The organism is Rhodanobacter sp. TND4EL1, from assembly GCF_054061035.1.
In genome coordinates, this window is sequence record NZ_JBSSDT010000001.1 from 403,849 (window position 1) to 430,792 (window position 26,944).

Consider the following 26,944-nt stretch of genomic DNA (forward strand, 5'->3'; position numbering starts at 1 on the left):
GGACAGCTCGCGGTTGAACGACGCTGAAGCACTTTGCCAGCGCGCCTCAGTTCCCCTGATTGAAAACCACCCCCGCCAGCTTGCCCGGTTCGAAATTGGCTACGGCCTGACTGATCGCTGCCGGGGTGTCCCGGCCGTAACCGGCTACCACCACCACGAAGTCCGCCATGTCCGACAGAATTCGCGCATCCGGAGAGCCCTTGATGGCTGGCCCATCGAGGAACAGATAGCGGTCTGCATAGCGGCAGCGCAGCGAATCGAGCACGGCGCGCATGCGAAACGACGAAAAATATTCGCCGCTGTTTTCACGCGGATTGCCAGCCGGGATCAGACGCATGCGCGGGATACCGGTCTCATACAGAACCGACTGGATGCCCATGGCCGGATGATCAATGAAATCAATCAACCCACCCGTCGAGGGATCCACCCCCATCACCTTGTGCTGGCCCGGGTAGCGCAGGTTGCAGTCGATGAGCAGGCTCGTCTTGGTTTCGTCGAAAGCGAATGCTGCAGCCAGATTCCGCGCCACAAAGCTGCCACCCGATCGGGGACTCACGGAAACCACCAGGGTCACGAAGTTCTGCTGGCCGGCCATTTCCAGCAAGCGCGTGCGGATTTCACGAAAGGCATCCGACTGCCGACGAACCGAGGCCTCGCGATGGATCATCCGCCGCTGTTCGAGCTGCAAGGGCTCCAGCGCCCCACCCTGCATGGTCATGCGGGCAATTTCGTGGCTGCTCGAAACGGACGCGCCCAGCTCGCTGACGCCCACATCCGCCGCACCACTGAAGCGCTGGGAAATCACATTGTCGCCCTGGCGTTTCATGCCACACCCCTGAGTTTCAACAGGAACAACACCAGGTAGATCGCAGCTACGCCCGCCACGATCATCACCAGAAGCAGGTTGTTCAGATGACTGCGATGACGATCCTGCGGCGACGGATAGAACGGGATGGATGCCAGCACCGTCATTCCGGTGGCGCGCTCAAGTTGCCCGACCGATCGCACTCGCGGGTCGAATCGCACCAGCGCAAACAGCAGCCCGAACGGCACGGCCAGCGCCAGAGCGATACCGCCCAGACCGAAATGCATGAAGCGCAGGCCGGAGGGCGTCAGTGGCATCAGGGCCGGGTTCTGGATCAGGAAGGTGAGACCGCGCTGTTCGTCGTCAAGATTCATCGAGACACGTGCGTTCTCGCGACGCTTGAGCAGATCCTGGTACACATCCCGGTTGACGTTGTAGTCGCGGGTCAGCTCGGAGGTGACGTTTTCCGAACTCGCAATGCGCTTGCTGCGTTCCAGTTCCGATTGCAGCATCGATTCACTGGCCCCGACCCGCGCCGCGGTGGCGGCGGCATCGCCGCGGGCCGCGGACAGCTGGATCCGCAATTGCTGATACAGCGGATTCATCTGCATGCTGTTGTCCAACGGCACCGGTGTTCCAGCCAACCTGGCGTTCTGCTTGCGTTGGTTGGCCTGCGCCAGCTGTCGACGCAAATCGTCCATCTGGTGCCGGATACGGATGACATCGGGGTATTGATCGGTATAGACCAGCAACAATTTGTCGAGTTGTCCCTGCAATTCGGCGAGCTGGGTCTGATAGACGCCTTCGGTCGTCTGCACCGCAGTGACCTCGGATTCGCCGGACAATTGCGATTGCAGCGCTGCCGCTTGCGAGCGCTTTTCCATGAGATCCATGCGATTGTTTTCGATCTGCGTACGCAACTGACTGATGCGCGAGGCGGTGTCCGCTTCGCTGCCCGGGCGAGCATCCGCATTGGCATCCCGATAGGCCTTCAGCTTGCCCTCGGCATCCGTCAACTTCTTCCGGTAGGCCTCGACCTGGCTGTTGATGAAGTCATAGGCATCGCGACTCTCGCGCTGCTTGGAGGCCAGGCTTTCGCTGATGAACAGGTGTGCCAGTTGCCGTGTGACCTCGAAGGCCCGCTTCGGGTCCGAATCGAAATAGGTGATCGTGATCAGGTTGTCGCGTGCGGTTTGCACCCGCGTACGCGCCTTGATGCCTTCGATCAGACGATCCTGTTCGATCGGTGACGGGTGCGACGCCATCCAGCCACCGGATACCAGGATCTCGTTCATCACCTTGCGACTGAAGATCACATCGCGGGCAATGCCGGCGCGGTTCTTGTTGCCGGTGGTCGCCGCGGCACCCTCCATCAACGGCGTGATGATGCTGCTTTCCTGGGCCAGGATCGTGGTGGACGCCTCGTACTTCTTGGGCCAGAGCAATCCGATCACCAGCGCCGTCAGCGCGATGAACGCAAATGCCAGCCCCATCGCCAAACGCCGGCGACGCGCCTCGGTCAGGAGCGCCGGCAGCATGCCATTGAAAAATGCCAAATCACTATTCATCACAGACCCAATCCTTAAGCCCAGCCCTGCTTCCGCCCGTCTCAGAACGACCGCTGCGGTACGGTGATCACGTCGCCCGGTTGCACCGGATAGTTATTTTCCAGATCGCCCTGTTGCAGAATCTTCCCCAGGCGCACCGCGTAGGACGTGGTCGTCCCGCCCGGGCCCTTGCGAAAAAGCTCAGTGCGATCGGAGGCGGCAAATTCCGTCGTGCCACCGGCCGCCAGCACGGCATCAAGTACCGTCATGCCCTGGCGATACGGAATCGAGATCGGATTGCGCACGGCGCCGGTGACCCGCACGCGTGACAAGTACTCATTGCTGCGCAGCGCGGTCAGGATGACTGCCACCTGCGGATCACGCACGAAGGATTGCAGCTTGTCCTTGATCTGCGCGGACACCTGGTCAGGAGTCCGGCCTCCTGCCACGACATCGCCAATCAGCGGCACCGTGATCTTGCCGTCCGGGCGTACCGGCACGCTTACGCTCAGATCCGGGTTGTGCCAGACCGTGATCTGCAGTTGGTCGTCCACCCCGATCAGATAAGTGTTCACCGCCTGGGCGGTGACGTCGGGTGCCGGTGGTGCGCCGGCTCTCCCGCCCGTGGCGCAAGCCGTCAGCGTGCCGATCAGGCACACAAGGAAAAAACCGGTCAGAAGCTTCATATTCCCCATCCAATGTATGAAACTGTGAACTAGACTACATCTTGTATATTGACAAGTCGATACAGAAACTATAGCAAACACAAATTATTCGCCAGCAAACCGGTCGACGGCACCAGTCCTGACACGCCTCGGGAACAACACCTACATCCGGCCACTGCCCAACCCGAGGTAGCCCGCCCTTGAGAACGCCCGCCCATTCGAACGGAAGTCAGCACGCAGCCGGCTGTTCGGCCGCTGGATCGACGGGGCCCGGGCCAGGGCGGACCGGCTCCTTTCGCTGATCGGGCCCCATGAACCTCGTCGAACAGTTAGCCCACTTGAGTCATCCCGTGCTGCAGGCGGGAATGCTCGCCGTTCCCGGCCTCCTGCTGTTGCATCGGCGACGGTTTTGTCTGGCCGGAAGCCTGCTGACGCTGGCCGTGCTCTGGACATGGCTGTGCGCCACCCCGGCGTTTGCCGGGTGGCTGCAACAGGGACTGGAGCGCCAATATGTGCAGCAGAGCGCCTCTGCCTACGCCACGGCAGACGCCATCGTGGTGTTGGGCGGCGGCAAACTGCCTTCCGGGAATGACTGGTCCGCAGGCGACATGAACGGCCGGCCCACCCGCTTGGGATTCGGCCTGGAGCTTTTCCGCGACCAGAGGGCCCGCACGATCCTGCTGTCCGGCGACGATCAGGCACTGAAAATGGAGCAGCAGCTCCAGCAACAAGGGGTTCCAGGCAGCGCCCTGCTGACCGAAGACGAGAGCATCAATACCCACCAGAATGCACTGTTTTCGGCCCGACTGCTGAAGCATGAAAAAATGCAGCGCATCCTGCTGGTTACGTCGGGCATTCACATGCCGCGGGCTGCAGCCTGTTTCACTCACCAGGGCATGACGGTGATCCCTGCGCCGGTCCCCGATTCCGCGGCCGAATACCCACAGGGCAGCCACTCATGGTGGCCCGAGCGCAAAGCCCTCAGCCTCACCCGTCACTGCCTGCGCGAATACCTGGGTTTGTGGAGCTACAAACTGTTCGGCTGGGCCTGATGTCGGCGCTGGCGATGGCTAGGCATTCAGGTACCACGCCGCCACCTGCTCCGGGACCAGGTCGGCAACGTCCAGATCCACCGCGGTGCACGCATCCAGCAGATTGCGCAACGCACGGGCCGTATCTGGCGCTTGAGCCCCGGGCGGCAAGTTGAAGCGTTCGTACTCGATCGAGTCCATCAGCCGTGAAGACCAGTCATAGAAGGTATCGGCGCGCTCGCGAAAAAGTCCTTGCAGCCATAAGGTCAACGGCGCGTGCACAGTCCAGCCCTCCTTCAGGGCGATGTCGCGAGCCATGGCATCGGCCTCTGCTGCCACGCCACGGAACCACTCGGTATGACCCGCCGCCGCCTGACGTACCACCAGCGGCGCGGGGGCCCGATAGTCGGCAAAACGCTCGATGAGCGTCCGCTCTATCCGGCGGGCATCCCGCAAGTGCTCCGACTCGATGAGCAAGGCGCGATCAAGATCGAAAAAATCGAAATAACGCCGATGCAGGGCGTGCATTCGTTGCAAAGGGTCGCTAGAGAAACCGATCTTGAGGATGTCCTCATCACGACACGGCAGCAGATAGACCCAAGTTCGACCTTGTGTGGAGAACCGTGGAAATCCGGCGCTGTCTTCGTCGTCGACCATGAAAGCTGGCTTGCTTGTGTCTCAAGTGGCATCCGACGGCGAGTGACCGGTATCGACGTAACCCATGATCGCTTCTTCCGGCGTGATGGCCGGATTGGGTGGCACCACCGGCTTGGCGGGTGCCTGACGCTGCTCCTCGCGCGCCTTGTCGGTAAGCTGCTCGACGCCGCTGCGCGTATCACGGCTGTTTTTTTGGTGCTTGGCGCCGAATTGGGGAAGATTGGTGTTGCCCATGGGTGTGCTCCTGGCGTTATCGCTCCGCGCAGTATCGCCAGCCTGGCGTGTGCAGTGCGTGGATATCCGCAGGTGCCGCTTGCGTGAAGCTGGCTTAACTCAGCGCGGACGGCTCATCGAACGGCAATCGCGTGGCGCGCGTGTCCAGCAATACCGCGTCAGCACGATCAAGCAGATGCTGTTCGGCATCCACCGCGACGATGACGCGCCCGGCATCGATCTCTTCCTGGAATTTCCGGCGCGCGGGATCGGGCTCGGAGGTTCCCGTGAGCATGCCCATCCAGCCACCCACTGCAGCGCCGGCCACGACCATCGCCGCGCCGGCGGCCAGGGGCAATCCGATGGCGGGAACCGCCACCGCAACCAGGCCGCAGACCAAGCCGGTGCCGCCACCGCCAATCAAACCCTTGACCCCGCCGCGGGCGAAATCGCCGCTGGTGTCCTGCCGATCGTCGGCGATCGCGGCGTTCTCCACATCGTGGCGGGCGATCAGTGAAATATCTTCATCGGGAATACCGACGCGGCGCAGCGCATTCACCGCATTTTCGGCTTCGGCAAGATCAGGCGTGCTGAATACATGGCGATATTTCATGTGCTCTCCTGGCGAATGCTTGAGGAAATCACGGCCATGCTCTCGATTTCACGGTGACCAGTGCGTGAGGAAAGACGTCCATTCGATGCGCGTTCCACGCCCGCCCGCGGCAGCGGAGCGCCGCCCCGGAAAATCCATTCATGGCGGCGATGCGTGAAGCTTCCGGCGCAGGCTGCGTACCTTTGATTCAGAGACGCTGCTGCCCCGATTGCCCCAGGCATTGCGGATATAGGTGGCAACATCGGCCACATCCGCGTCGCTGAGGCGCTCATTGAAAGCAGGCATCACCAAACCGGTCGGGTCGTGCTTCGTGGCGGGAATCCGGCCACCCTCGAGGATCACCGCAACCAGCGTATCGGGCTGCTCGGCCTGCACCGCAGAACTGTCTTTCAACGGCGGGAACGATTGCGCCTGGCCGCTGCCGGCACGCAAATGGCAGCCTTCGCAATTGTCGGTATACACCGCCGCCCCTTCCTGCAATGCGTTTTTGTCGACGGCGGAACCAGTCTGGCTGTTCGTCGTGTTGAAACCCTTCAGATAAATCGCGATGGCACGTCGGTCCGGCTCGCTCAGATACTGGGTGGACTGCTGCACCACTTCGGACATCGGCCCCGCAGCTGCCGCCCTGGCGTTGTAGCCCTTGCCCAGGTAGTCGACGATGTCCTGCTCGCTCCAGGCACCGAGTCCGTCGCGCGTGTCGCCGGTGAGGGCCGGCGCGAACTGGTTCTCTGCGTAGCCGCCGTCGAGCGGATGATTCTTGTCCACCGATCCGGCAAAGTTCTTGTCGCCATGGCATGCGCTGCAATGACCTACGCCTTCTACCAGATAAGCGCCCCGATTCCATTGCGGGGACTTGGCCGGGTCGCTCCGATAGCTGCCCTTGTCCAGATAGAGACCATTCCAGACCGCCATCACGCCGCGCATGCTGAACGGCCACGGCAGCTTGTTCTGCCGGTTGGCCTGATGCACCGGCTGGCGGGTATCCAGATAGGCCTTGATGTCGCGCACGTCATCGCGGCTGATGCGGGTGAACCACGGGTACGGAAACGCCGGGTACAGGTGGTGGCCATCGCGCGAGATGCCCTCATGCATCGCGCGATGGAAGTCCTCTTCGCTCCAGCTGCCGATGCCGGTGCTGCGATCGGGGGTGATGTTGGTGGAATAGATGATGCCGAAGGGTGTGGGGACGGCGCGACCACCGGCAAACGGCGCACCTCCGTCGGCCGTATGGCAAGCCATGCAATCGCCCGCCTGCACCAGGTAACGCCCACGCTCGACCGACACCTGCGGGCCGGCACTGGTGCGTGCGGCATCGGTGGCCCACGCCCCCAACCCGGTGGCCCCGGCAAAGCCGGCCAGGGCGACCAGCGCGAGAGGAATGCGCGCGTTCATGTCGTCACCAGCGGGCCGGGATTTTTCAGGTAACGCTTCATCGCTTCCGCCGACCAGTAGGTCAGCGCACCGACGGTACCGGTGGGGTTGTAACCGGCATTCTGCGGAAACACGCTCGAACCCATCACGAACAGGTTCGGCACATCCCAGGACTGCAGATAACGATTCACCACGCTGGTCTTCGGGTCGACGCCCATCACCGCGCCACCGGTGTTGTGGGTGGTCTGGTACGGCACGATCGAGTAGTGGCCTTCGCGCTTCTTCACGTGATGGGTGGCGCCGGGAATCGCCTGTGCGATTTTGGCCGCCTGGTCGGTCACGTAATCCGACATGGCGTGCTCGTTGGGCTGATAGTCGAAGGTCAGCCGCAGCAGCGGATTGCCATAGATGTCCTTGTAGGTGGGATCCAGATCCAGATAGTTCTCGCGATAGCTCATCACGCTGCCATGGGTGGCGATCGACGTGCTGGTGAGATAGTTCTCGTGCATCGCCTTCTTCCAGCCACCACCCCACTTTGGCGCATCGGCCGGCAACTGGTGCTGCAGGATGGGCCGACCACCCGTGTTCCATAGGGCTATGTAGCCACCGCCGACGAAGCCCAGCGGACCGTGATCGAAGTTGTCGCCGTTGAAATTGTCGATCGCCTGACCCAGGGCGCCGGCACCCATGAAGGGATTGAGGATTTCCTTCTGGAACACATCCACCGACGAGGTGATCTGATAGGCGTAATTGCGTCCCACCACGCCCTGCCCCGTGGTCGGATCATAGGGAACACCGATTTTCGAAAGCAGCAACAAGTGCACGTTGTGTTGCGCGAACGCACACAGCACGACCATGCCCGCGGGCTGCTCGACCTCGTTGCCGTCCACGTCGACGTAGGTCACGCCGGTGGCCTTCTTGCCGCTGCTGTCGGTGTTGACCCGGGTGACGTTGCAGCGGGTGCGATAGCTGAAGTTGTCCTTCTTCAACAGTACGGGAAGGATCGTGGTCTGCGGGCTGGCCTTTGAATAGTTGCCACAACCGAACCATTCGCAGTATCCGCAGTACGTGCATTGGCCCATCTGCACGCCCAGCGGATTGCGATAAGGTCGCGAGGCATTCGCCGCCGGACACGGGAAAGGGTCAAATCCTGCTTCGCGTGCCGCCTTTTCGAACAAGGTGGTCGACGCGCTGCGGGTAAGCGGTGGCAACGGATAGCCTCGTTGCCGGGCACCCTCGAACGGATTGCCGCCGGGCTGGATCTGGCCGCCGATATTGCCCGCCTGCCCGGATACGCCGCAGAGATACTCGAAGCGGTCGTAATGCGGCTCCAGTTCGTCGTAGGTGACACCCCAGTCCTGCAGGTTCATGTTGGCCGGAATGAAATTCTTGCCGTAACGCTGTTCGGTATGCGTGCGAATCTCGAAGTCCTGCGGCAGGAAGCGCCAGCACTGGCCGTTCCAGTGCACGCCCGCACCGCCGACGCCGGACGCAGGAAGAAACGACCCCAGGTGACGCATCGGCAAGGCGGTCTGGTTGACCGTATTGCGGAAGGTCAGCGTCTCGCGTTCGGGCGATTCGAAGATCTGCTTGCGCACCGCATAGCGCAGTTCATCCTGGGTCGTGGTGGTGGCGAAATCCGGCACGGTGTCGCGGAACTCGCCACGCTCCAGGGCCAGCACCTGAAAACCTGCGTCGGTGAGTTCCTGCGCGATGATCGCCGCGGTCCAACCGAAGCCGACCAGCACCACGTCTACCGAGGGCATGCGCGTGGCCATTACTCGGTCCCCTTCAGACGGGCACCGGGATCGCGGCCGATCAGACTCACGAACGGCTGCGTATAGGGCTGACCGAACTTGCCGATCTCCTCGACGTAGTTGTAGCGAGGGCCCGGAAAGCCCACCAATTTCCAGCCGGCGAAATCACGATTGCCGCCATACGCCGGATCGGCAAGATAGCCTTCCTGGGTGTTCTGCCAGAGCAGCGCGAAGAAGGTCTTGGACGGAATCTCGCCCAGATCGACCTTGCCGTCCTCCAGTGCGTGCAACACCTCGTCCTGCTGGCTCGCATCCAGTTGCGCGAAGGACTTCTGCTGGATCTTCTGGCAGTGCGCATCGACGCCAGGGATCGCCTTGCGGTAGATCTCCGCCGGCGTGTACTTGAGCTGGAATCCCTGCTCATCAGTACCGGTCGGCCAGGGACCGCGCATGTACCAGCGCTCGGCGCGCCCATAAGCGCCGGCCAATTGCAGGTCGATGAAATGGGTGATGCCGGCTTCATTGGCCCCGCCACCGAGCGCATCGGCGGGAATCAATCGCTGCGTGGCCGCCTCAATGAAAGATGCTTCGCCAGGGCTGAAATAAACCGGACCTTGCGTAGCGGCCTGCTGGCTGGTGGCGCATCCCCCCAGGACGGTCGCGGGCACGACGAGTGCGGCGTTTCTGAGGAAGCTGCGACGGGAGGGATTGGCCGCAGCATGCGTCTCTACATCAGACTCGAGGCCACCGCCCCGTGCGCGATCTTCCACCGGAGGATGAGACATCGATCGACTCCCGCCTGACAAGACTTTCGCGATTGGAGCACCATTTCCGTGAAGGTCCGGTACTCGCAAGAACCTCCGTCATTTCACGCGCTTTGAAAGCGACACAAAGCATTCTCCCCTTACGTCAAACGCCGAGGAGACCATGCATGACCGCCATTCCGAACCAACCGTGCGCACACGCCCCTTGCGGCTGCAAGGTCGAGCGAGCCGGCGAATATTGCAGCGAACTCTGCCGCCAGAAGCAAAGCGGCAAGTCCGATGAAGCTTGTCAATGCGGTCATTCCGATTGCATCGTCGAGGAAGCGCTGCAGAGGGCCGAACAGGACTGATCGAGCGGTGCCTTGTCCGCCGCCCGGCACCTGTCGGGCGGCGATCAGCCCGTCTTGCGGGCAGCGCTTTTTCTTGCTGACTTGCGTGCCGGTTTCGGCTTGTCCTTCGCAGCGCGCTTCGCCGTGGACTTCTTCGCGGCACTCTTGGGCGCCTTCCTGGCCGCCGCCTTCTTCGCCGGCGTGCGTTTCTTGCTGGCCAGACTCTTCTGCAGCAACGCCATGAAATCCACAACGTTGGTGCTGGCGTTTTCCGGCGTCTCGGTGTCGTCGTGCTCCGGCGGCGTCACCACGCCCTTCGACTTCAGGCGCTTCTCGATCACCTTGCGCAGCCGATCACGAAATTCGTCGCGATAGTTACCGGGCTTCCATTCGTCGCTCATCGATTCAATGAGTTGTTCGGCCATCTGGATCTCCTTGGCGGAAATCCGGTACGTGGAGGCGGCGCCTTGGGGAATCTTGTAATCCTCCGCATCGACCAGTTCCTGCGGATAGCGCAGCAACATCAGCATCAACGCGTTGTCGCGCGGCATCACCGCGGAAAGATATTCGCGGGTGCGGATCACCACGCGGGCAATGCCGATCTTGCCGGTGCGCTTGAGCGTCTCGCGCAACAGCACATAGCCCTTTTCGGCCTTTTTCCCCGGCACCAGCAAGTAGGGCTTCTCGAAATACTCCGGCCCGACCGCGTCGGCATCGACGAACGTATTGACCTCGACCGTCTCGTGGCTTTCCGATGCGGCTGACTTGATGTCATCCGGATCCAGCACGACATAACTGCCCTTCTCGTACTCGAACGCCTTGACGATCTCCTTCCAGGGAACTTCCTCGCCCGTCTCGGCGTTGACGCGTTCATAGCGAACGGGAGTCTTGCTGCGGCTGTCGAGCATGCGGAAGTGCAGATCCACGCTGCGCTCGCCTGACATCAGCGACACCGGAACGTTGAGCAGGCCAAAGGAAAGTGTGCCAGTCCAGATGGGACGTGCCATGACAGCCTCCGCGGAATCACATGGGTAAACGCCAGCGGCCACGCTCAGGAACCGCAACGCCGACGCCGATGAATGGCCACTATTCGCTGCCGGTCGTGGACAGGCCGTCAACTCCGGCAGCGACCTTTTTTCACTCACCGCGAACGGGATCACCGCTAGCTTGCCTGGATGCTGCAGCCAGCGGCGCTCGAGCCACAATCATGAGTTCTCTCAAGGATTACCAGCGCAAGCGCGATTTCTCCAGGACTTCCGAACCGTCGGGCGAGGAAGATGCCTCAATCCATGGCCGCTCCATTTTCGTGGTGCAACTGCACCACGCCAGCCGCAGGCATTTCGACTTCCGGCTGCAGATGGGCGACGTGCTCAAGAGCTGGGCCGTGCCGAAAGGCCCCAGTTTCAACCCGCACGTGAAACGTCTCGCGGTCGAGGTGGAGGACCACCCGGTTTCCTACGCCAGTTTCGAAGGCGACATCGAACACGGTTATGGCAAAGGCCATGTCGACCAGTTCGATATCGGCGTGTGGGCCACCCAGGGCGATGCGGAAGCCCAACTTCAGAAGGGCCATCTGCGATTCGAGCTGTTCGGGTCACGGCTCAAGGGTGGCTGGCATCTGGTGCGCAGCACGCGCAAGGAACGCCAACCGGCATGGTTTCTGATCAAGGCCGAGGATGCCTTCGCCCGGGACGTGGAAGCGGACGACCTGCTGGACGCCAACATGAAACGCAGCACACGCAAGGCGGCAAAATCGCCAGCCACCAAGGCAGCCGCCAGAAAAGCCACCTCCCGCCGGCAAGGCGCGACCCGCCCGCGCAAACCTCCGCGGACGAAATTGGCGCGCAAGGCCGCAGGAATGAATGGCGCACGACAAGCGTCGATCAGCACGGAGTTCTTCAAACCCGAGCTTGCACGACTGCGTGACCATCCACCGGCGGGTGATAGCTGGCTGCATGAAGTGAAGTGGGATGGCTACCGCATCCTTGCGGTGATCGCCGATGGCGATGTTCAGCTGTGGTCACGCAACGGACTCTCCTGGAACGAGCGTCTGCCGGAGATCACACTGTCGCTGCAATCGCTGGGGCTGCACTCGGCGCGTCTTGACGGTGAACTGGTGGCCATGGACAAGCACGGACGCAGCGACTTCAACGGCTTGCAGAAGACACTCTCCGGCGAAGCCCAGTTCCCGTTGGTCTACATGCTGTTCGACCTGATCCATCTGGAAGGCAACGATCTTTCCCGTACGCCCCTGATCGAACGCAAGGCCTTGCTGCGGGCGCTGCTGGCTGGGGCGTCACGGCCGCTGGCACTGAGCACACACACCGTCGGCCATGGCGACGCCGCCTTCGCGATGGCGCTGAAAGAGCAACTGGAAGGGATCATTTCCAAGCGGGCCGACTCGCCTTATCACGCCGGCCGAAGTGATGACTGGTTGAAGATCAAGCGACTGGAAAGCGACGAGTTCGCCGTGGTCGGATACACGCCGCCGAAGGGCAGTCGCGCAGGCGTGGGCTCGCTGTTGCTGGCCCGGCCCGATCCCGAGGTGGCGTCGGGCTGGATTTATGCCGGCCGTGTCGGTACCGGTTTCAGCGACCAGCAATTGCTCGAGCTTGCCGGCCAGCTGAGCGACGGCAGCAACGTCAATCCCCCCGTCAAGCTGTCCCACATCGATCCTCTGCTGCGCGATGCACGCTGGGTCATGCCCCGAACCGTGGTCGAGGTCTATTACCGTGGCCTGGGCAACCACAACCTGTTGCGTCAACCGAGCCTGAAAACCATGCGTACCGACAAGTCTGCCAGGGATCTCGCCGATTCCGATCGCGCACCGGCCAAGCGCTCCAGCAAGAAGGCCGAGGTCGGCAAGGATTCGACATCCATCACCATCACGCACCCCGATCGGGTGGTGTTTCCCGATGACGGAGTCACCAAGCAGGACGTGGCCGACTATTACACCGGTGTCATGAAATGGCTGCTGCCTGGCATCGCCAACCGACCGGTCTCGGTGATCCGATGTCCCGAAGGAACGGCCAAGGCCTGCTTCTTCCAGAAGCACATGATTCAGGGCCTGAAACACGTGGGCAGCAAGAAGCTGAAGGAGGAAAGCGGCGCCCAGGCCACCTATATCTATCCGCTGGATGCAGCATCGGTGATCGAACTGGTGCAATTCGGTGCCATTGAATTCCATCCCTGGGGCGCGACGATCGCCCAGCCCGACAAGGCCGACCGGTTGGTCTTCGATCTGGACCCGGGCCCCAATGTCGCCTGGAAGCGCATGATCGCGGCAGCGCGATTGGTGCGAAAGTTGCTGTCTCAAGTGGGGCTGGAATCCTTCTTGCGCACCACCGGGGGCAAGGGCCTGCACATTGTGGTGCCCTTGAATCCCGGTTGTCCCTGGCCCCAGGCCAAGGATTTCGCCCACGCCTTCGCCGAAAGCCTGGCTCAGACCCATCCGCTGGAGTTCGTCGCCAATGCGAGCAAGGCCAAGCGCGGAGGGAAGATCTATGTCGACTATCTGCGCAACAGCCGAGGCGCCACCAGCGTGGCGTCCTACTCCTTGCGGGCGCGCCCCGGTGCTCCGGTGGCGATGCCGCTGCGCTGGAGCGAACTGGGCAAGCTGCGCAGTGGACACGATTTCGATATCAAGTCCGCACCGAGGCGGCTGGCGCGTCTGCGCTCGGATCCCTGGAAGGGCATCGACACGATCCGGCAAGGTCTCGATGATCTGATCGGTGCATCGGAGCCGTGACCACCCCAGGGGCGGCGTGATTTGCGCATGTGCACTCCCGCCCTGACCGTCGGGCGGCTCTTGATATGAGAGCAACAAGAGCCATCTTGAATCGCATCCCCGCGGAGGAAGCCGAACATGTCCAGCTACAGCAAAACCCCTGACGCCGTGGCGCGCCTGAACCCCGAGCAGTATCGGGTCACCCAGGAAAGCGGCACGGAACGGCCCGGCACCGGTGAATACCTGCACAACAAGGAGGCCGGCATCTACGTCGACGTGGTGTCGGGCGAACCGCTGTTCGCTTCCTCGGACAAGTTCGAGTCCGGTTGTGGCTGGCCCAGCTTCACCAAGCCGATCGAACCGGCCCATGTGAATGAGCTGCGTGACGGCACGCACGGCATGATCCGGACCGAAGTGCGTTCCGCGCACGGGGACAGTCACCTCGGTCACGTCTTCCCGGATGGCCCGCGCGATCGCGGCGGCCTGCGTTATTGCATCAACTCCGCGTCGCTGCGCTTCGTTCCTCGCGGGGAGATGGAGGCGCAAGGCTACGGCGACTGGCTGGATCAGGTGGAGGACGTGCAATGACGACCGAACGTGCGGTACTGGCCGGCGGCTGCTTCTGGGGCATGCAGGACCTGATTCGCCAGCAGGACGGTGTGGTTTCCACTCGGGTCGGCTACAGCGGCGGGGACGTGCCGAATGCCACGTATCGAAACCATGGCAGCCACGCCGAGGCCATCGAGATCATGTTTGATCCTTCACGGATCAGCTATCGCACGCTGCTGGAGTTCTTCTTCCAGATCCACGACCCGTCCACCGCCAATCGCCAGGGCAATGATCGCGGCACCTCCTATCGCTCGGCGATCTTCTACACCTCGAACCAGCAAAAGGATGTCGCCGAGGACACTATCGCCGACGTCAACGCGTCAGGCCTGTGGCCGGGCAAGGTGGTGACCGAAGTGGCACCGGCGGGCGATTTCTGGGAAGCCGAGCCGGAGCACCAGGATTATCTGGAGCACTATCCGCAGGGTTACACCTGTCACTTCATTCGCCCCGACTGGACATTGCCGAGGCGTGCCGCCGAAAGCTGAAATGCCTCAGCGACCGAAGATGATTTCCTTGCCTTCGTGGTCGCGATCCCAGCCGCGCAACTGATCACGGATGTGCGCGATGCCTTGACGACCCAGCGCGTTGCGTTCTTCGTCGAGCACGTGGCCATCCAGCAATTCCGCGAGTCGTTGCGCGGTCGGCAACATGGCGTCCCACGCGTCCAGCGCCGACAGCGGTGCCGGCAGGGTCATGAAGAAACTGACACCTGGCGTACGCAGATTTTCCAGCCTGGCCAGGTCGAAGTTGCCGGGCTTGAGCATGTTCGCCACGCTGAAGATCGGGCCCAATTCGCGCTTGCCGTCAACCAGCCGGTGATAAATGCCCATGTCGCCGAATTCCAGCCCGGCCTTCTCCGCCGCCACGACCAGATCCGGCCCGTGGAACCGCTCACCCTCGCGCGCCACCACGAACAGCGTGACGATGCGTTCCACCGGCAATTGCGCGGGGCGCCGGCCCAGATCCGAACGCTGCGGCGCAGCCGCTGCCGGCGCCGGGGCTGGTGAAGCCGGTTCGGCAGGTTCCTCGGCAGCGATCGCCGTGCTGAGGTCGGGGGTCACCGGTTCACTGGAGCTGGGTGCACGCAATGCATCGATGATTGAAGCCACGTGATCGGCCAGCTTCGGGGCTTGTCTGGTTTTTGCGGCCTTGGGCGCAGGCGCAGCCGCCGGATCCCGGCTGCGATCGCCTGAAAGCGTGGCGCCCAGGCGCTCCAGCTCTTCGCGCAGACCGACTTCCAGCTCTCCCTGTTGCGGCCTGACCTCGCCCGCAAACAACTCATCGGCAACCGGCTCGCCGTGAGACTCGCCGAAGGTCGGTTCACGTCGCTCGCCCGCATGCGGCCCGGGCACGACGCGTCGCTTGCCCTGTTCTTTCCGGGGTTGGCCGAACAGCCACAGCAGCGCCAGCACGATGATGCCGACAATCAGCATCGGAATGCCGACGGCGGGGTTCCAGGCAAGGGCAAGCACGGGTTGCAACGTCATCATGGAGTTCCTCAGGCAGCTCCTGCCAGTTTAGCCGCTTCCGCCAGATCCACCTGCACCAATCGCGAGACGCCGGGCTCGCGCATGGTCACGCCGCACAATTGCGTGGCCGCTTCCATGGTGGCCTTGTTGTGGCTGATGAAAATGAATTGCACCTGTTCGCTCATTTCACGCACAAGGCTGGAGAAACGACCCACGTTGGCTTCGTCCAGCGGCGCATCGACCTCGTCGAGCAGGCAGAACGGAGCCGGGTTGAGACCAAAGATCGCGAAGACCAGCGACACCGCGGTCAACGCTTTTTCGCCGCCGGACAGCAGCGAGATGTTGGACGGCCGCTTGCCCGGCGGGCGCGCCATGATCGTCACGCCCGTGTTGAGAAGGTCATCTCCGGTCAGTTCCAGGTAGGCGTGACCGCCACCGAACAGGCGCGGGAACAGTTCCTGCACGCCGGCATTGACCTTGTCGAAGGTTTCCTTGAAGCGCTGGCGGGTTTCGCGGTCGATCTTCTTGATCGCGCCTTCCAGCGTTTCCATCGCACTGACCAGATCAGCCAGCTGGTTGTCCAGATAGGTCTTGCGCTCACTCTGCTCTGCGTGTTCCTGAATCGCCGCCAGGTTCACCGGCTCGATTCGGGCGATCTTCTGGCCGATGTCGGCGAGCTGGGAGCGCCACTGGTTGGCGTCGATATCGGGCGCGAGTTCGGCCAGCAGGGTCTCCAGTTCCAGGCCGGAGGCGGCGATCGCCTCGGCCAATTGATCGGCGCGCAATTGCAGCGCTTGCGCGGCAAGCCGCTTCTGCGAAAGACCCTCGCGCAGATTGGCCAGCCCCTGCTCGGCCAGATGCCGTTGCTGCTCCAGCTTGCGGAATTCGATATCGCAGTCTTCCAGCGCGCGTCGCGCCTCGACCAACTGCTTGTCGACCAGCAGGCGCTGGTCGAGATAGGCCTGCCGTTCGGCTTCCAGTTCCGCGATCGGATCGGAGCCGGCGGCGAGCTGTTCGGTGATCTCGTTGCGGCGCGCCTCGATCTGGCGCAATTGCGCGTCCATGCGACCCAGCGTCTGTTCCAGCGAACTCAATGAGGAGCGCTTGGACTCCAGCGCCAGCGCCAGCGAATGGGATTGCTCGGCCGCTTCGCGCGCGTTCATGCGCGCCTCCTCGCGCGCTTCCAGCAGCCCGCGGCGCTCGTTCTCCAGCTCACGACGCTGGTCTTCCAGGTCGCCCATCAGACCGACCGACTCGTCCAGCCGTGCCCGCGCGTCGCGGGTCTGGCTTTGCAATTCGTCGATCTGCCCGGTCAGGTCGGCCAGTTCGCCATTCACCTTCTCGGCGCGGGCACGCGCAGTTTCCAGCTTGCCGCGATGGCTCTGCAACTGACCGGCCAACTCCGACTGGCGACGATGCGCGTTGTACAGCTCGCGCTGAGCGTCATCGCGGGCACGCTCGGTTTCGAACTTGCTGGTGCGCAGCGTATCCAGTTGTTCGCTGGCTTCTTCCAGTTGCGCTTCCAGCATGGCGATCTGCTCGGCCAGCGTGCGCAATTCGCGCTCGCGCGCCAGCACGCCGACCTGGCTGCCCTGCGCCCGACGCACGCGCGCCCAACCGGGGCCCAGCCATTCGCCAGCGGCCGTGATGACCGACTGGTAAGGTGCCAGCGCACCCAGTGAAGCGACGCGCTGGTGTGCCTCGTCCAGCGAACCTGCCGTCAATACATGGCCGAGTATGGAGATGGCCGCCGCCGGGCCGCGCACCTGCGCAGCCAGCGTGCCAGCGGTATTCGCGCCACCCTCGCTGCCGTCCAGCAAGGCCACGTCGGCGTTGTCGAGGGCATGGAACTCGGTCGCGAGCGCGTGCGCGCCGTCCACCAGCACGCTGTCCAGAAAACCGCTCAGCGCCGTCTCGACCGCGGTTTCCCAGCCGGCCTCGACCTGCAGCGATTCACCGAGGCGGCGCGAGTGATCCAGCCCCAGTCGGGCCAACCAGCCGCTGGCCGCGCCTTCGTCCTGACCCAGTGCCGCGTTTTGCAAGGCCTCCAGCGAGGCATGCCGACCACGTGCCGATTGCAGTTGCTGCCGCGCCTCGTTCAGGCTCGACTGCACCTGGCGCTCGTCTTCCAGCACTTTCTCATGGCTGGTCTTGTGCTGATCGAGCAAGCCGCCCAACGTCTCGACCCGTTCGCGCTGGGTTTCATGTTCTTCGGTGAGCTGTTCGCCGGCGGCATCCAGGGCCGCCATGTCGGTCGCTTTCTGCTCGGCCTCCAGCACTTCGCGCCGACGTGCCAGATCGATCGCCTGGCGGTCAAGATAATTGAGCTTGGTGCGTTCGACCTCGGCGGCGCGATTCGACTCACCGGCGTTGCGGGTGTGGCTGTCCCAGCGTTGCTGCCAGTCGGCAAGCTTGGTCTCGGTACTGCGCTGGGCTTCGCCGGTGTCGTCCTGCAGTTGCTGCAGCGCCTCAAGTTTCGGCTCGCCTTCAGCCAGCGCCAGGCGCAGCGTCTCGATCTGCTCGCCGTCCGTGGCGATATGCGCAGCCAGTTCGGCGTATTCACGCTCGGCGTCGCCATGTGCGCGCTGCAGGCGCTCGGCGGTCTCCTTGTTGTAGCGCACTTGCTGCTCGACGCGGGCAATCTCGGCGCCGACCTTGTAGACATCGGCCTGCACCGCGTTCAGGTGTTCACTGGCATCGGTGTGGCGTTCGCGCACGCTTTCCAGCTGCGCCTCGATCTGGCGCTGGCCGGCGAGCTGCTTCTCGATCTCGATCTCGGCGGCGGACAAGCCTTGACCCTCGCCATCGTGCTGGCTTTTCAGGCTGCGGTATTCCAGCGCGCGCAGTTCGGCGTCCTTGCGGGTCTGTTCTTCCTTCAACAGTTTCCAGCGCTCGGCGGCACGGGCCTGGCGATTGAGGTGTTCGAGCTGCTTGTCGACTTCGTCGCGCACGTCGCGCACGCGGTCGAGATTTTCGCGGGTGGCCTTGATCCGGCTTTCGGTTTCCTTGCGCCGCTCCTTGTATTTGGAGATGCCGGCGGCTTCTTCCAGATGCGTGCGCAGTTCTTCCGGATGCGCCTCGATGATCTGGCTGATCATGCCCTGCTCGATGATCGAGTAGCTGCGCGGCCCCAGCCCGGTGCCCAGGAACAGGTCGGTGATGTCACGCCGGCGACAACGCGCGCCGTTGAGGTAATACGCAGACTGGCCGTCGCGGGTGACCTGGCGCTTGACCGAGATCTCCGCGTACTGGCCGTACTCACCCTGCACCGAACCGTCGGCGTTGTCGAAGATCAGCTCGACGGTCGCCTGTCCCACCGGCTTGCGCGTGTTGGAACCGGAAAAGATCACGTCGGTCAGCGAGTCGCCGCGCAACCGACTGGCTGCACTCTCGCCCATCACCCAGCGGATCGCGTCGATGATGTTGGATTTGCCACAGCCGTTCGGGCCTACCACGCCGATCATGTTGCTCGGCAGATGCAGGGTGGTGGGGTCCACGAAGGACTTGAAACCGGCGAGTTTGATGGTGCTCAGGCGCATGCGGTCTTCAACGGGTCAGCGATAAGGCCCGTACAGCCGGGCGACAAGGCACTGTGCCAAACGCGGGACAGCGCTGCAATGCATTGTTGTGTGAAGCATGAGATGAAAAGTTCCATGTAACTATTTGTGCACACTTACTTTTCTGTGGCGTTGATCGAAAGGGCATGAATGCCGTTGTCCATCAAGCCTTCCAGCGCGGCATAGACCATCCGATGGCGCCGGATCGGCAACTGCCCGGCAAACGCCGCGCTGGCGATGCGCACATGGAAGTGACCCTTGCCTTCACCGGCGTGACCGGCGTGCAGATGACCTTCGTCGATCACTTCCAGCGCGCTCGGCGCCAGTGCCTGGGTCAGGCGCTGGCGAATCTGCTCGAGCATCGCCTCGCTCACGCCGGCAAGGCCTTGCGGAACGGTTTGATCTGCACCTCGGCGTAGACGCCGGCGGCCACATACGGATCCGCATCAGCCCAGCTCCGCGCCTCGGCCAGCGAGGGAAATTCGGCCAGGATCATGCTGCCGGTAAAGCCGGCCGGACCCGGATCTTCGGATTCGATCGCCGGAAAGGCGCCGGCCACGAACAACCTGCCAGCTTCCAGCAGGGCCTGCAGTCGCGCGATATGGGCAGGCCGGGCGCCCTTGCGCTTCTCCAGCGAATCGGCGACGTCCGTGGCAATGATGGCAAACCACATGGGGCAGGCTCCAGAACAGGGGAATCAGCGAGTTTAGCTCACGCGCCGTGCGCGGACTCGGCCAACTTTGCCGTATCGACCCGCACGAAGACCGAGTCACCCACTGCAGTGAGCACGTCGCCGGCATGAACCTCGCACAGCACGCGGGTCTTGCGCCCGACCTCGCCGTCGACACGCGCCTTCAGCGTCAGCGGCACGCCCATCGGCGTGGGCTTGAGGAACTTGACGCCCAGGCTGCCGGTGACGCAGTCGATGCGCGGCATGCTGTCCGGGGCCCGACCTTCTGCCCGGTAGTGGTAGGCCATCGCGGTCCAATTGGAATGGCAATCGACCAGCATCGCGATCAGGCCGCCGTACACCAGGCCAGGCCAGCCATGAAAGTCGGCATCGGGCTGGTGGGTTGAAACCACATGCACACCATCCTCATGCCAATGGCTCTTGATGTGCAGGCCGTGCGGATGGGCGCTGCCGCAGCCGTAGCAGATGCCGTCGGGTGCAGCCAGATCCTGCAGCGCGGGCGCGGTCATGCTCAAGCCTCCGGCCGCATGTACGGAAACAACAACACATCGCGGATCGAGGACGAGCCGGTCAACAGCATCACCAGGCGGTCGATACCGATGCCGAGGCCACCAGTGGGCGGCAGGCCGACTTCCAGCGCGCGGATGTAGTCCGCATCAAAATGCATCGCCTCGTCGTCGCCGGCATCCTTCGCATCGACCTGGGCCTGGAAGCGCGCGGCCTGGTCTTCCGGATCATTCAATTCGGAGAAACCATTGGCCAGTTCCTTGCCGTTGACGAACAGCTCGAAGCGGTCGGTGATTCCCTTGTCGGTGTCACTTTCACGCGCCAATGGCGACACCTCGACCGGATGGTCGGTGATGAAAGTGGGCTGGATCAAGGTGTGTTCGACGGTGTGTTCGAAGATTTCCAGCAACAGCTTGCCCCACCCGTAACCCGGCTTGACCTGCGCACCGACGCGCTTCGCGTGCGCGGCCATCGCCTCGCGGTCGCGCAGATCCTCGCGCTTGATCTCGGGGTTGTGTTCCAGCACGGCGTCTTCCATGCGCCAGCGGCGGAAGGCCGGGCCGACATCGATCGCGGCACCGTCCCATTCGATCCGGGTGGTGCCGAGCACGTTGGTCGCCGTGTCGCGGATCACCGCCTCGGTAAGGTCCATGATCTCGTGATACGTCGCGTACGCCTGATACAACTCCAGCATGGTGAACTCGGGGTTGTGCCGGGTCGACACGCCTTCGTTGCGGAAGTTGCGGTTGATCTCGTAGACGCGATCGAAACCGCCAACCACGAGACGCTTCAGGTACAGCTCCGGTGCCACGCGCAGGTACAGCTCCAGATCCAGCGCGTTGTGGTGCGTGGTGAACGGCTTGGCCGTGGCACCGCCGGGGATCATGTGCATCATCGGCGTCTCCACTTCCATGAAGCGGCGCGACGGCGCCTCCAGCCACTGGCGCATGTAGCCGATGATCCGCGAGCGCAGCATGAAGGTGCGCCGTGCTTCCTCGGTGACGATCAGATCGACGTAGCGCTGGCGGTAACGCTGTTCGACATCGGCCATGCCGTGATGCTTGTCCGGCAGCGGACGCAGGCTCTTGGTCAGCAGGCGCAGCTGGTCCACGCGTACCGAAAGCTCACCCATCTTGGTGCGCATCAGCACGCCTTCGGCGCCCACGATGTCGCCCATGTCCCAACCCTTGAAGGCCTCGTAGACCTCGCCCAGCGTGCCCTGATGGATGAACAGCTGGATGCGTCCGCTGAAATCCTGCAGTTGCACGAAGCTGACCTTGCCCTGCACGCGCTTGAGCACGATGCGACCGGCCATCTTCACCCGACGTGCGGCGGCTTCGACCGCTTCGGCCGTGTGCACGTCCTTGTCGGCGAACTCGGTCTGCAGGTCGCCGGCGAAGCTGTCGACCTTGAAGTCGTTCGGAAACGCGATGCCCTGCCCGCGCAGCGCATTCAACTTCTCGCGACGCTCGGCAATCAGCCGGTTTTCGTCGATGATCGGGGTGTCGGTCGATTCGCTCATGGGAAACTCTGCTGCTCCGGACGCCGGCCTCGATCGGCAGACGCCTGATAGGGTCTATGGACGGGTTGTCAGCTGACGCGCGACAGCGTGCATCATGCGTCAATCGCTCTTGTTGAATACCTTCTTGACCGCGTGCGTCGTGGCATGCCACCCATCGCGCGCGCCGTGACCCATGGCCACACCCGCCTTTTTCGCACCGTGACCGATGCCCACGCCGGCATCCTTCGCGCCGTGCCCCACTTTCGTGGCGACATGTCGGGTGGCGTGTCCGACCTCGCGGGCACCATTGGCGATGCCATGCCCGGTCGCTTTCGCATCCTGCTTGATGTCCTGACCGACACCGCCTTGTGCCGCATGGACAGTGAAACTGAGCGCTGCGAATGTCGCGCAGACAAGCAGCACGCTGCAGGTCTTGTTGCTGTTCATGGCATGGTCTCCACTCAGAAAACGCACGGACTCGACTTCAACCGCTCGACACTCACGCGTCGATGCGTTTGGAGCCGGCCTCCAGGCCGGATTTCAGGCTGGCCTCGATGAATTCATCGATGTCGCCATCAAGCACCTTCTGTGTGTCAGTGCGCTCGATGCCGGTGCGCAGATCCTTGATGCGGCTCTGGTCCAGCACGTAATTGCGAATCTGGCTGCCCCAGCCGATGTCGGACTTGGTCGCTTCCAGCGCATCCTTTTCGGTATTGCGCTTCTGCACTTCCAGCTCGTACAACTTGGCCGCCAGCATTTTCATTGCCGTGGCGCGGTTGGCATGCTGGCTGCGGCCGGTCTGGCAAGCAACCACGGTGTTGGTCGGGATGTGCGTGATACGCACCGCCGACTCGGTCTTGTTGACGTGCTGGCCACCGGCACCGGACGAACGATAGACATCCGTGCGCAGGTCGGCCGGGTTGATGTCGATCTCGATGTCGTCATCGACTTCCGGCGACACGAATACGGAGGTGAAGCTGGTGTGGCGGCGATTGTCCGAATCGAACGGCGACTTGCGCACCAGCCGATGCACGCCGATCTCGGTCTTCAGCCAGCCGTAGGCGTAATCACCCTCGACGCGGAACGTGGCGGACTTGATGCCGGCCACGTCGCCGCCGGAAACCTCCATCAACTCGGTCTTCCAGCCGCGGTTCTCGCACCAGCGCAGGTACATGCGCAGCAACATCTCGGCCCAGTCCTGCGCCTCGGTGCCGCCGGCACCGGCCTGCACGTCGACGAACGCGTTCATCGCATCCATCTTGCCGGAGAACATGCGCTGGAATTCGAGCTTGTTGACCTCGGCATCCACCTTGGCCAGATCATCGATCACCGATTGCGCAGTGTCATCGTCCTCGTCGGCGATAGCCATCTCCAGCAGTTCACCGGCATCGGTGAGGCTGGCGGTCATGCGGTCGATGCCGTTGACAATGGTGTCGAGTCGAGCCCGTTCGCGGCCCAGCTCCTGGGCGCGTGCCGGATCGTCCCAGATGGTGGGACTCTCCAGTTCGCGGGTCACTTCTTCCAGACGTTCGCTTTTTGTAGCGTAGTCAAAGATACCCCCGAAGCGACTCGACGCGCTCGCGAAGGTCGGCAATCTGGGCCTGGATGGGATTGGTCTCGATCATGGTTGCAAATCACAGGAAAACAGCCCTCAATATTAGCAGAGCATCCGCTACCGCACGCATGGATGCATTCATACTCCGAAAGCACCCGTCACGTGAAGGAAGATGCGTCATGAAGACATGGAAGCCATGGGCCGGCTTTGCTTTCAGCCTGGCAGGACTCGGCTCGCCGTTGATGGCCCAGCAGGCCGCCCCGGGGCGCCCTCCTTCACTGGTGGCTTCAGACGCTGCAGCCATGCTGACGGTGGAAAACGCGCTGACCCAGGCCGACGTGCCCACGCTGGCGCACATGTTCCAGACCTCCGTCGATCCGGTCCACCGGGTGCTTGCCGCGATGGCGCTGGAGCGCATTCACTTCAACCTCGACAAATCCAGCGACGACGCGCGCCTGTGCGAACGCAGCTTGATCGACAGCAAGCCCGAGGTGGCCTTCTTCTGCGCAAAAGTGGCGAACGGCAATCTGCGCCTGTCTCAGGGAGAACGCCGGGCCAACGCTGACGAACGCGATATGGTGCGCCGCTTCACCGGCAAGCTGCCCAAGGCTCAACTGGATCAGGTGCAAAGCTACCTCGCCGTCCATGCGGCGGATCCGGAGTTGCAGGTGGTCATGCCGTCGCACGGTTTCAGCATTCCGGTGCATCGCAGCCTTGGACAGGGCCACATGCCAAGTGTTGAGGCCGAAAGCCAGGGCAGGAAGACATGGCTGCTGATTGACACCGGCGGCTCGGCTCTCACGCTGGACGAAAACGCGGCGCGCGACCTGGGCGTCGTCATGCTCGACCGGACCGGCAGGACCAGAAGCTTTCTCTCGCACGACATTCCAGTCCGGTACGGAACCTTGGCCAAACTCAGCATCGGAGAACTGACCCTGCTGAACGTCCCGGTGACCGTCACTCCAGGGCGCCGCAGACTCATCGGAATGGACATCCTGCGGCGCCTTGGAGCGTTTCGCCTCAGTGAAAGCGCCCTGATTGTCGGCGACAATGGCGCTGGCAACGACACCTGCAAGGAACCGATGCTGGTCGCCAGCAACCTATGGGGCAGCGGACTGCGCGTAGTCACCGCCTTGTCGATTGACGGCCAGTTGCGTACCACGCTGCTGGACAGCGGCACCAACTATTACCTGGCCGCCGACCAGCACGCCCTCGACGAGCTCCACAGCAGCCCGGCACGGCGCGTCAAGCTCCGCGACCTCGGTTCGCACCCCCATGCCACCCGGATCAGTCAGGCTACCGCCGATGTCGACATCGCGGGACAGGCATTCACCGTCACCTTCGATGTTTTCAAGGATGCCAGCTTGCCGTGGCACTACATCCTCGGCAGCACGGCCTTGCGCTACATGAATTTCCAATTCGACTTCCGGACGCGACATACCTGCCTGCTGCTCCACCACGACCTGCACTGAACCGAGTCAGGCCGGGCTGGATGCATCCGGATCGCATCGATACCGGGGCCGCGCCGCATGCTCAGGCCAGCGCCTGCTGGTGCACCCCCTTCACCGCACGCCCGGACGGATCAGCGGCGTTGGCGAAGGCCGGATCCCAGGCCAGTGCCGCCGGTGACGAGCAGGCGATCGACTTGCCGCCGGGCACCGTCGCCGCACAGGCCTCGCCGGGGAAATGCTGCTCGAAGATGCGGCGATAGAAATACGCCTCCTTGGTGGCCGGCGTGTTGAACGGGTAGCGCGCCGTTGCGGCAGCGAACTCGCGATCGCTGATCGCCTGCTCGGCGTGGGACTTCAGTCCGTCGATCCAGCCGTAGCCCACGCCATCGCTGAACTGTTCCTTCTGCCGCCACAGGATTTCATCCGGCAAGGCACCGTCGAACGCCTCGCGCAGCACCGCCTTTTCGATCCGTCCCTGCCCCGCCATCTTGCGTGCGGCATCCAGCCCCATCGCCACGTCGATGAACTCCAGATCGAGGAACGGCACCCGCGCCTCCACGCCCCAGGCCATCATCGCCTTGTTCGCGCGCAGGCAGTCGTAGCTGTGCAGCGCATCGAGCTTGCGCACCGTCTCTTCGTGAAACGCCTGGGCCGAAGGCGCCTTGTGAAAGTACAAGTAACCGCCGAAGATCTCGTCCGATCCCTCGCCGGACAGCACCATCTTCACGCCCATCGCCTTGATTCGCCGCGCCAGCAGGTACATCGGGGTAGCGGCGCGGATGGTGGTGACGTCGTAGGTTTCGATGTGGCGGATGACTTCGGGCAACGCGTCCAGGCCTTCCCAGAACGTGTAGACGAAACCGTGGTGCACGGTACCCAGCGCCTCAGCGGCGACCTCGGCGGCAGCCAGGTCGGGTGAGCCGTCCAGTCCGATCGCGAACGAATGCAGGCGCGGCCACCAGGCTTCGCTGCGATCGTCATCCTCAACCCGTTCGCGCGCAAACTGTGCGGCGCAGGCGGCAACCAGTGAGGAATCCAGCCCACCCGACAACAGCACGCCATAGGGCACGTCAGTCATCAGCTGGCGATGCACGGCCTGCTCGAACGCCTTGCGCAGGACCAGTGGTGGAACGTCCTGGCCGCGAGTGGCCTCGTAATCACGCCACGGCTTGCTGTAATAGAGCTGCAGTTCGCCGCTGGCGCTGTCGTAGACGTGGCCCGGAGGAAACGAAGCCACGTCGGCGCAAACACCAACCAGCGCTTTCATTTCCGAAGCCACGCAAAGCCGACCCTGCGCGTCGTGGCCCCAGTACAACGGGCATACACCGATCGGGTCGCGGGCGATCAGATAACGCTGTGCGGCACCGTCCCACAGCGCGAACGCAAAGATGCCGTTGAGCTGGCCGAGAAAATCCGCGCCGTGCTCGCGATACAGCGCGTTGATCACCTCACAGTCCGAGCCGGTGGTGAAGTCGTAGTCGCTGGCGGCCCGCAGCTCGCGATGGTTGTAGATCTCGCCGTTCACCGCCAGCGCCAGCGCCCCGTCGCGCGAGTGCAGCGGCTGCGCACCGCTGGCCGGATCGACGATCGCCAGCCGCTCGTGCACCAGGATCACCCCGGCATCCACGAACACACCGCTCCAGTCCGGCCCGCGATGGCGCTGGCGCTGCGACAATTCCAGCGCCTGCCGGCGCAAGCCCGCAAGGTCGTCGCCGGGCTGCAGGTCGAACATTCCGAAAATCGAACACATGATGAAATTTCCTTGGTCGCGGGTTGTGGATGGCGCTCTTCTTGAAAGTCGGCCCTGGCTGGCCGGTTTTGCTCTGCGCGAATGGAACCGCGCACAAACCAAAGACCCAAAAACGAAGAAGGCCCGCACGGGGCGGGCCTTCTTCGCGTCATTCGTGGAGACTTGAAACTACGCGAGAGCCCGCCAACGGTTGGCGTTATTGTTCGCGCGATTATTGTTGTTGCCGACCAGCATGAAACCCCGCGCGGAAAGCGCAGTGAGGTTCGTGAAGCGGGCGGCCGAAGAAATCATGACCCAACTTGATCAGATTTCCAGACGCATTGCAAGCGCCTGTTTGTGGTGGAACGCCGAAGGATCTGCCGCTACATTGGCTCG

The 26,944-nt window shown here is 63.0% G+C and carries 26 protein-coding genes; 7 read left to right on the top strand and 19 right to left on the bottom strand.

Features of this window, described 5'->3' with window-relative positions; genetic code table 11:
• Positions 1-46 precede the first annotated feature (46 nt).
• The 3 genes from ACVWWQ_RS01875 to ACVWWQ_RS01885 are packed head-to-tail and all read right to left on the bottom strand — an operon-like array spanning position 47 to position 3,038.
• A complete protein-coding gene (locus ACVWWQ_RS01875; RefSeq protein ID WP_133950379.1) occupies positions 47-826 on the bottom strand; it encodes a P-loop NTPase family protein in 780 nt (259 codons plus the stop codon).
• A complete protein-coding gene (locus tag ACVWWQ_RS01880; RefSeq protein WP_133950377.1) occupies positions 823-2,373 on the bottom strand; it encodes an XrtA system polysaccharide chain length determinant in 1,551 nt (516 codons plus the stop codon). Before ACVWWQ_RS01880 ends, ACVWWQ_RS01875 begins: the two co-directional genes overlap by 4 nt.
• 41 nt (positions 2,374-2,414) lie before the next feature.
• Positions 2,415-3,038, bottom strand: a complete 624-nt coding sequence (locus ACVWWQ_RS01885) for an XrtA/PEP-CTERM system exopolysaccharide export protein (RefSeq protein WP_099652141.1) — start codon at positions 3,036-3,038, stop codon at positions 2,415-2,417.
• 290 nt (positions 3,039-3,328) lie between these two features.
• Here ACVWWQ_RS01885 and ACVWWQ_RS01890 point away from each other — a divergent pair, with 290 nt between their 5' ends.
• The gene (locus tag ACVWWQ_RS01890) at positions 3,329-4,069 is read left to right on the top strand and encodes a YdcF family protein (protein ID WP_133950375.1); all 741 of its coding nucleotides are present in this window, start codon (positions 3,329-3,331) and stop codon (positions 4,067-4,069) included.
• 18 nt (positions 4,070-4,087) lie between these two features.
• Here the strand turns inward: ACVWWQ_RS01890 and ACVWWQ_RS01895 are convergent, their stop codons facing one another.
• The 6 genes from ACVWWQ_RS01895 to ACVWWQ_RS01920 all read right to left on the bottom strand — a co-directional run bounded on the left by ACVWWQ_RS01895 (position 4,088) and on the right by ACVWWQ_RS01920 (position 9,327).
• Positions 4,088-4,705: a GIY-YIG nuclease family protein gene (locus ACVWWQ_RS01895; protein ID WP_133950373.1), complete on the bottom strand. Its 618-nt coding sequence runs from the start codon at positions 4,703-4,705 to the stop codon at positions 4,088-4,090.
• A gap of 21 nt (positions 4,706-4,726) precedes the next feature.
• A complete protein-coding gene (locus ACVWWQ_RS01900) occupies positions 4,727-4,939 on the bottom strand; it encodes a hypothetical protein (protein WP_099652138.1) in 213 nt (70 codons plus the stop codon).
• Between the two features lie 94 nt (positions 4,940-5,033).
• The gene (locus tag ACVWWQ_RS01905) at positions 5,034-5,531 is read right to left on the bottom strand and encodes a hypothetical protein (RefSeq protein WP_099652137.1); all 498 of its coding nucleotides are present in this window, start codon (positions 5,529-5,531) and stop codon (positions 5,034-5,036) included.
• A 138-nt stretch (positions 5,532-5,669) separates the two neighbouring features.
• On the bottom strand, positions 5,670-6,923 hold the full coding sequence (locus ACVWWQ_RS01910; RefSeq protein ID WP_133950371.1) for a cytochrome c: 1,254 nt from the start codon (positions 6,921-6,923) through the stop codon (positions 5,670-5,672).
• Entirely contained in the window at positions 6,920-8,680 is a 1,761-nt protein-coding gene (locus ACVWWQ_RS01915) for a GMC family oxidoreductase (RefSeq protein ID WP_133950369.1), read from the bottom strand. The genes ACVWWQ_RS01910 and ACVWWQ_RS01915 overlap by 4 nt, the downstream gene beginning before the upstream one ends.
• Positions 8,680-9,327: a gluconate 2-dehydrogenase subunit 3 family protein gene (locus ACVWWQ_RS01920; RefSeq protein WP_457383280.1), complete on the bottom strand. Its 648-nt coding sequence runs from the start codon at positions 9,325-9,327 to the stop codon at positions 8,680-8,682. Before ACVWWQ_RS01920 ends, ACVWWQ_RS01915 begins: the two co-directional genes overlap by 1 nt.
• 263 nt (positions 9,328-9,590) lie before the next feature.
• Here ACVWWQ_RS01920 and ACVWWQ_RS01925 point away from each other — a divergent pair, with 263 nt between their 5' ends.
• Entirely contained in the window at positions 9,591-9,773 is a 183-nt protein-coding gene (locus ACVWWQ_RS01925) for a hypothetical protein (protein WP_099652133.1), read from the top strand.
• A 44-nt stretch (positions 9,774-9,817) separates the two neighbouring features.
• Here the strand turns inward: ACVWWQ_RS01925 and ku are convergent, their stop codons facing one another.
• Complete coding sequence (gene ku, locus ACVWWQ_RS01930) at positions 9,818-10,759, bottom strand: non-homologous end joining protein Ku (protein ID WP_099652132.1); 942 nt, start codon at positions 10,757-10,759, stop codon at positions 9,818-9,820.
• A gap of 200 nt (positions 10,760-10,959) precedes the next feature.
• On the opposite strand from ku, the gene ligD reads away from it, so the two are divergent.
• From ligD to msrA, 3 genes are all read left to right on the top strand, one after another.
• A complete protein-coding gene (gene ligD / locus ACVWWQ_RS01935) occupies positions 10,960-13,500 on the top strand; it encodes a DNA ligase D (protein WP_133950365.1) in 2,541 nt (846 codons plus the stop codon).
• 117 nt (positions 13,501-13,617) lie between these two features.
• Complete coding sequence (gene msrB, locus ACVWWQ_RS01940; RefSeq protein WP_099652130.1) at positions 13,618-14,067, top strand: peptide-methionine (R)-S-oxide reductase MsrB; 450 nt, start codon at positions 13,618-13,620, stop codon at positions 14,065-14,067.
• Entirely contained in the window at positions 14,064-14,573 is a 510-nt protein-coding gene (gene msrA, locus ACVWWQ_RS01945) for a peptide-methionine (S)-S-oxide reductase MsrA (protein WP_133950363.1), read from the top strand. The genes msrB and msrA overlap by 4 nt, the downstream gene beginning before the upstream one ends.
• Positions 14,574-14,579: 6 nt before the next feature.
• Here msrA and zipA read toward each other — a convergent pair whose 3' ends face one another.
• From zipA to prfB, 8 genes are all read right to left on the bottom strand, one after another.
• Entirely contained in the window at positions 14,580-15,575 is a 996-nt protein-coding gene (gene zipA / locus ACVWWQ_RS01950) for a cell division protein ZipA (protein WP_133950361.1), read from the bottom strand.
• An 11-nt stretch (positions 15,576-15,586) separates the two neighbouring features.
• The gene (gene smc, locus ACVWWQ_RS01955) at positions 15,587-19,096 is read right to left on the bottom strand and encodes a chromosome segregation protein SMC (RefSeq protein WP_133950359.1); all 3,510 of its coding nucleotides are present in this window, start codon (positions 19,094-19,096) and stop codon (positions 15,587-15,589) included.
• Between the two features lie 134 nt (positions 19,097-19,230).
• Positions 19,231-19,476 carry a BolA family protein gene (locus ACVWWQ_RS01960; protein ID WP_199107222.1) on the bottom strand — a complete coding sequence of 82 codons (246 nt, stop codon included), beginning with the start codon at positions 19,474-19,476 and terminating at the stop codon, positions 19,231-19,233.
• Positions 19,477-19,484: 8 nt separating this feature from the next.
• Positions 19,485-19,787, bottom strand: a complete 303-nt coding sequence (locus ACVWWQ_RS01965; protein WP_099652126.1) for a YciI family protein — start codon at positions 19,785-19,787, stop codon at positions 19,485-19,487.
• A 38-nt stretch (positions 19,788-19,825) separates the two neighbouring features.
• Entirely contained in the window at positions 19,826-20,314 is a 489-nt protein-coding gene (locus tag ACVWWQ_RS01970; RefSeq protein WP_457383281.1) for a PaaI family thioesterase, read from the bottom strand.
• Between the two features lie 2 nt (positions 20,315-20,316).
• Entirely contained in the window at positions 20,317-21,834 is a 1,518-nt protein-coding gene (lysS, locus tag ACVWWQ_RS01975) for a lysine--tRNA ligase (RefSeq protein ID WP_133950355.1), read from the bottom strand.
• 99 nt (positions 21,835-21,933) lie between these two features.
• A complete protein-coding gene (locus tag ACVWWQ_RS01980; RefSeq protein ID WP_133950353.1) occupies positions 21,934-22,260 on the bottom strand; it encodes a hypothetical protein in 327 nt (108 codons plus the stop codon).
• Between the two features lie 52 nt (positions 22,261-22,312).
• Positions 22,313-23,438 (bottom strand): peptide chain release factor 2 gene (gene prfB, locus ACVWWQ_RS01985; RefSeq protein ID WP_133950351.1). Its coding sequence is split into 2 segments (ribosomal slippage): positions 22,313-23,362 and positions 23,364-23,438, totalling 1,125 coding nucleotides; the frame shifts between segments, so codons are not numbered across the junction.
• Between the two features lie 172 nt (positions 23,439-23,610).
• Here prfB and ACVWWQ_RS01990 point away from each other — a divergent pair.
• The gene (locus ACVWWQ_RS01990; RefSeq protein ID WP_457383282.1) at positions 23,611-24,840 is read left to right on the top strand and encodes an aspartyl protease family protein; all 1,230 of its coding nucleotides are present in this window, start codon (positions 23,611-23,613) and stop codon (positions 24,838-24,840) included.
• Positions 24,841-24,901: 61 nt separating this feature from the next.
• On the opposite strand, the gene asnB is transcribed toward ACVWWQ_RS01990, so the two are convergent.
• Positions 24,902-26,569: an asparagine synthase B gene (gene asnB / locus ACVWWQ_RS01995; RefSeq protein ID WP_133950349.1), complete on the bottom strand. Its 1,668-nt coding sequence runs from the start codon at positions 26,567-26,569 to the stop codon at positions 24,902-24,904.
• Between asnB and ACVWWQ_RS02000 the strand changes: the two genes are divergently transcribed.
• Positions 26,568-26,735, top strand: coding sequence for a hypothetical protein (locus ACVWWQ_RS02000; protein WP_166669747.1), 168 nt, complete (start codon positions 26,568-26,570; stop codon positions 26,733-26,735). The genes asnB and ACVWWQ_RS02000 overlap by 2 nt on opposite strands.
• Positions 26,736-26,944 lie beyond the last annotated feature (209 nt).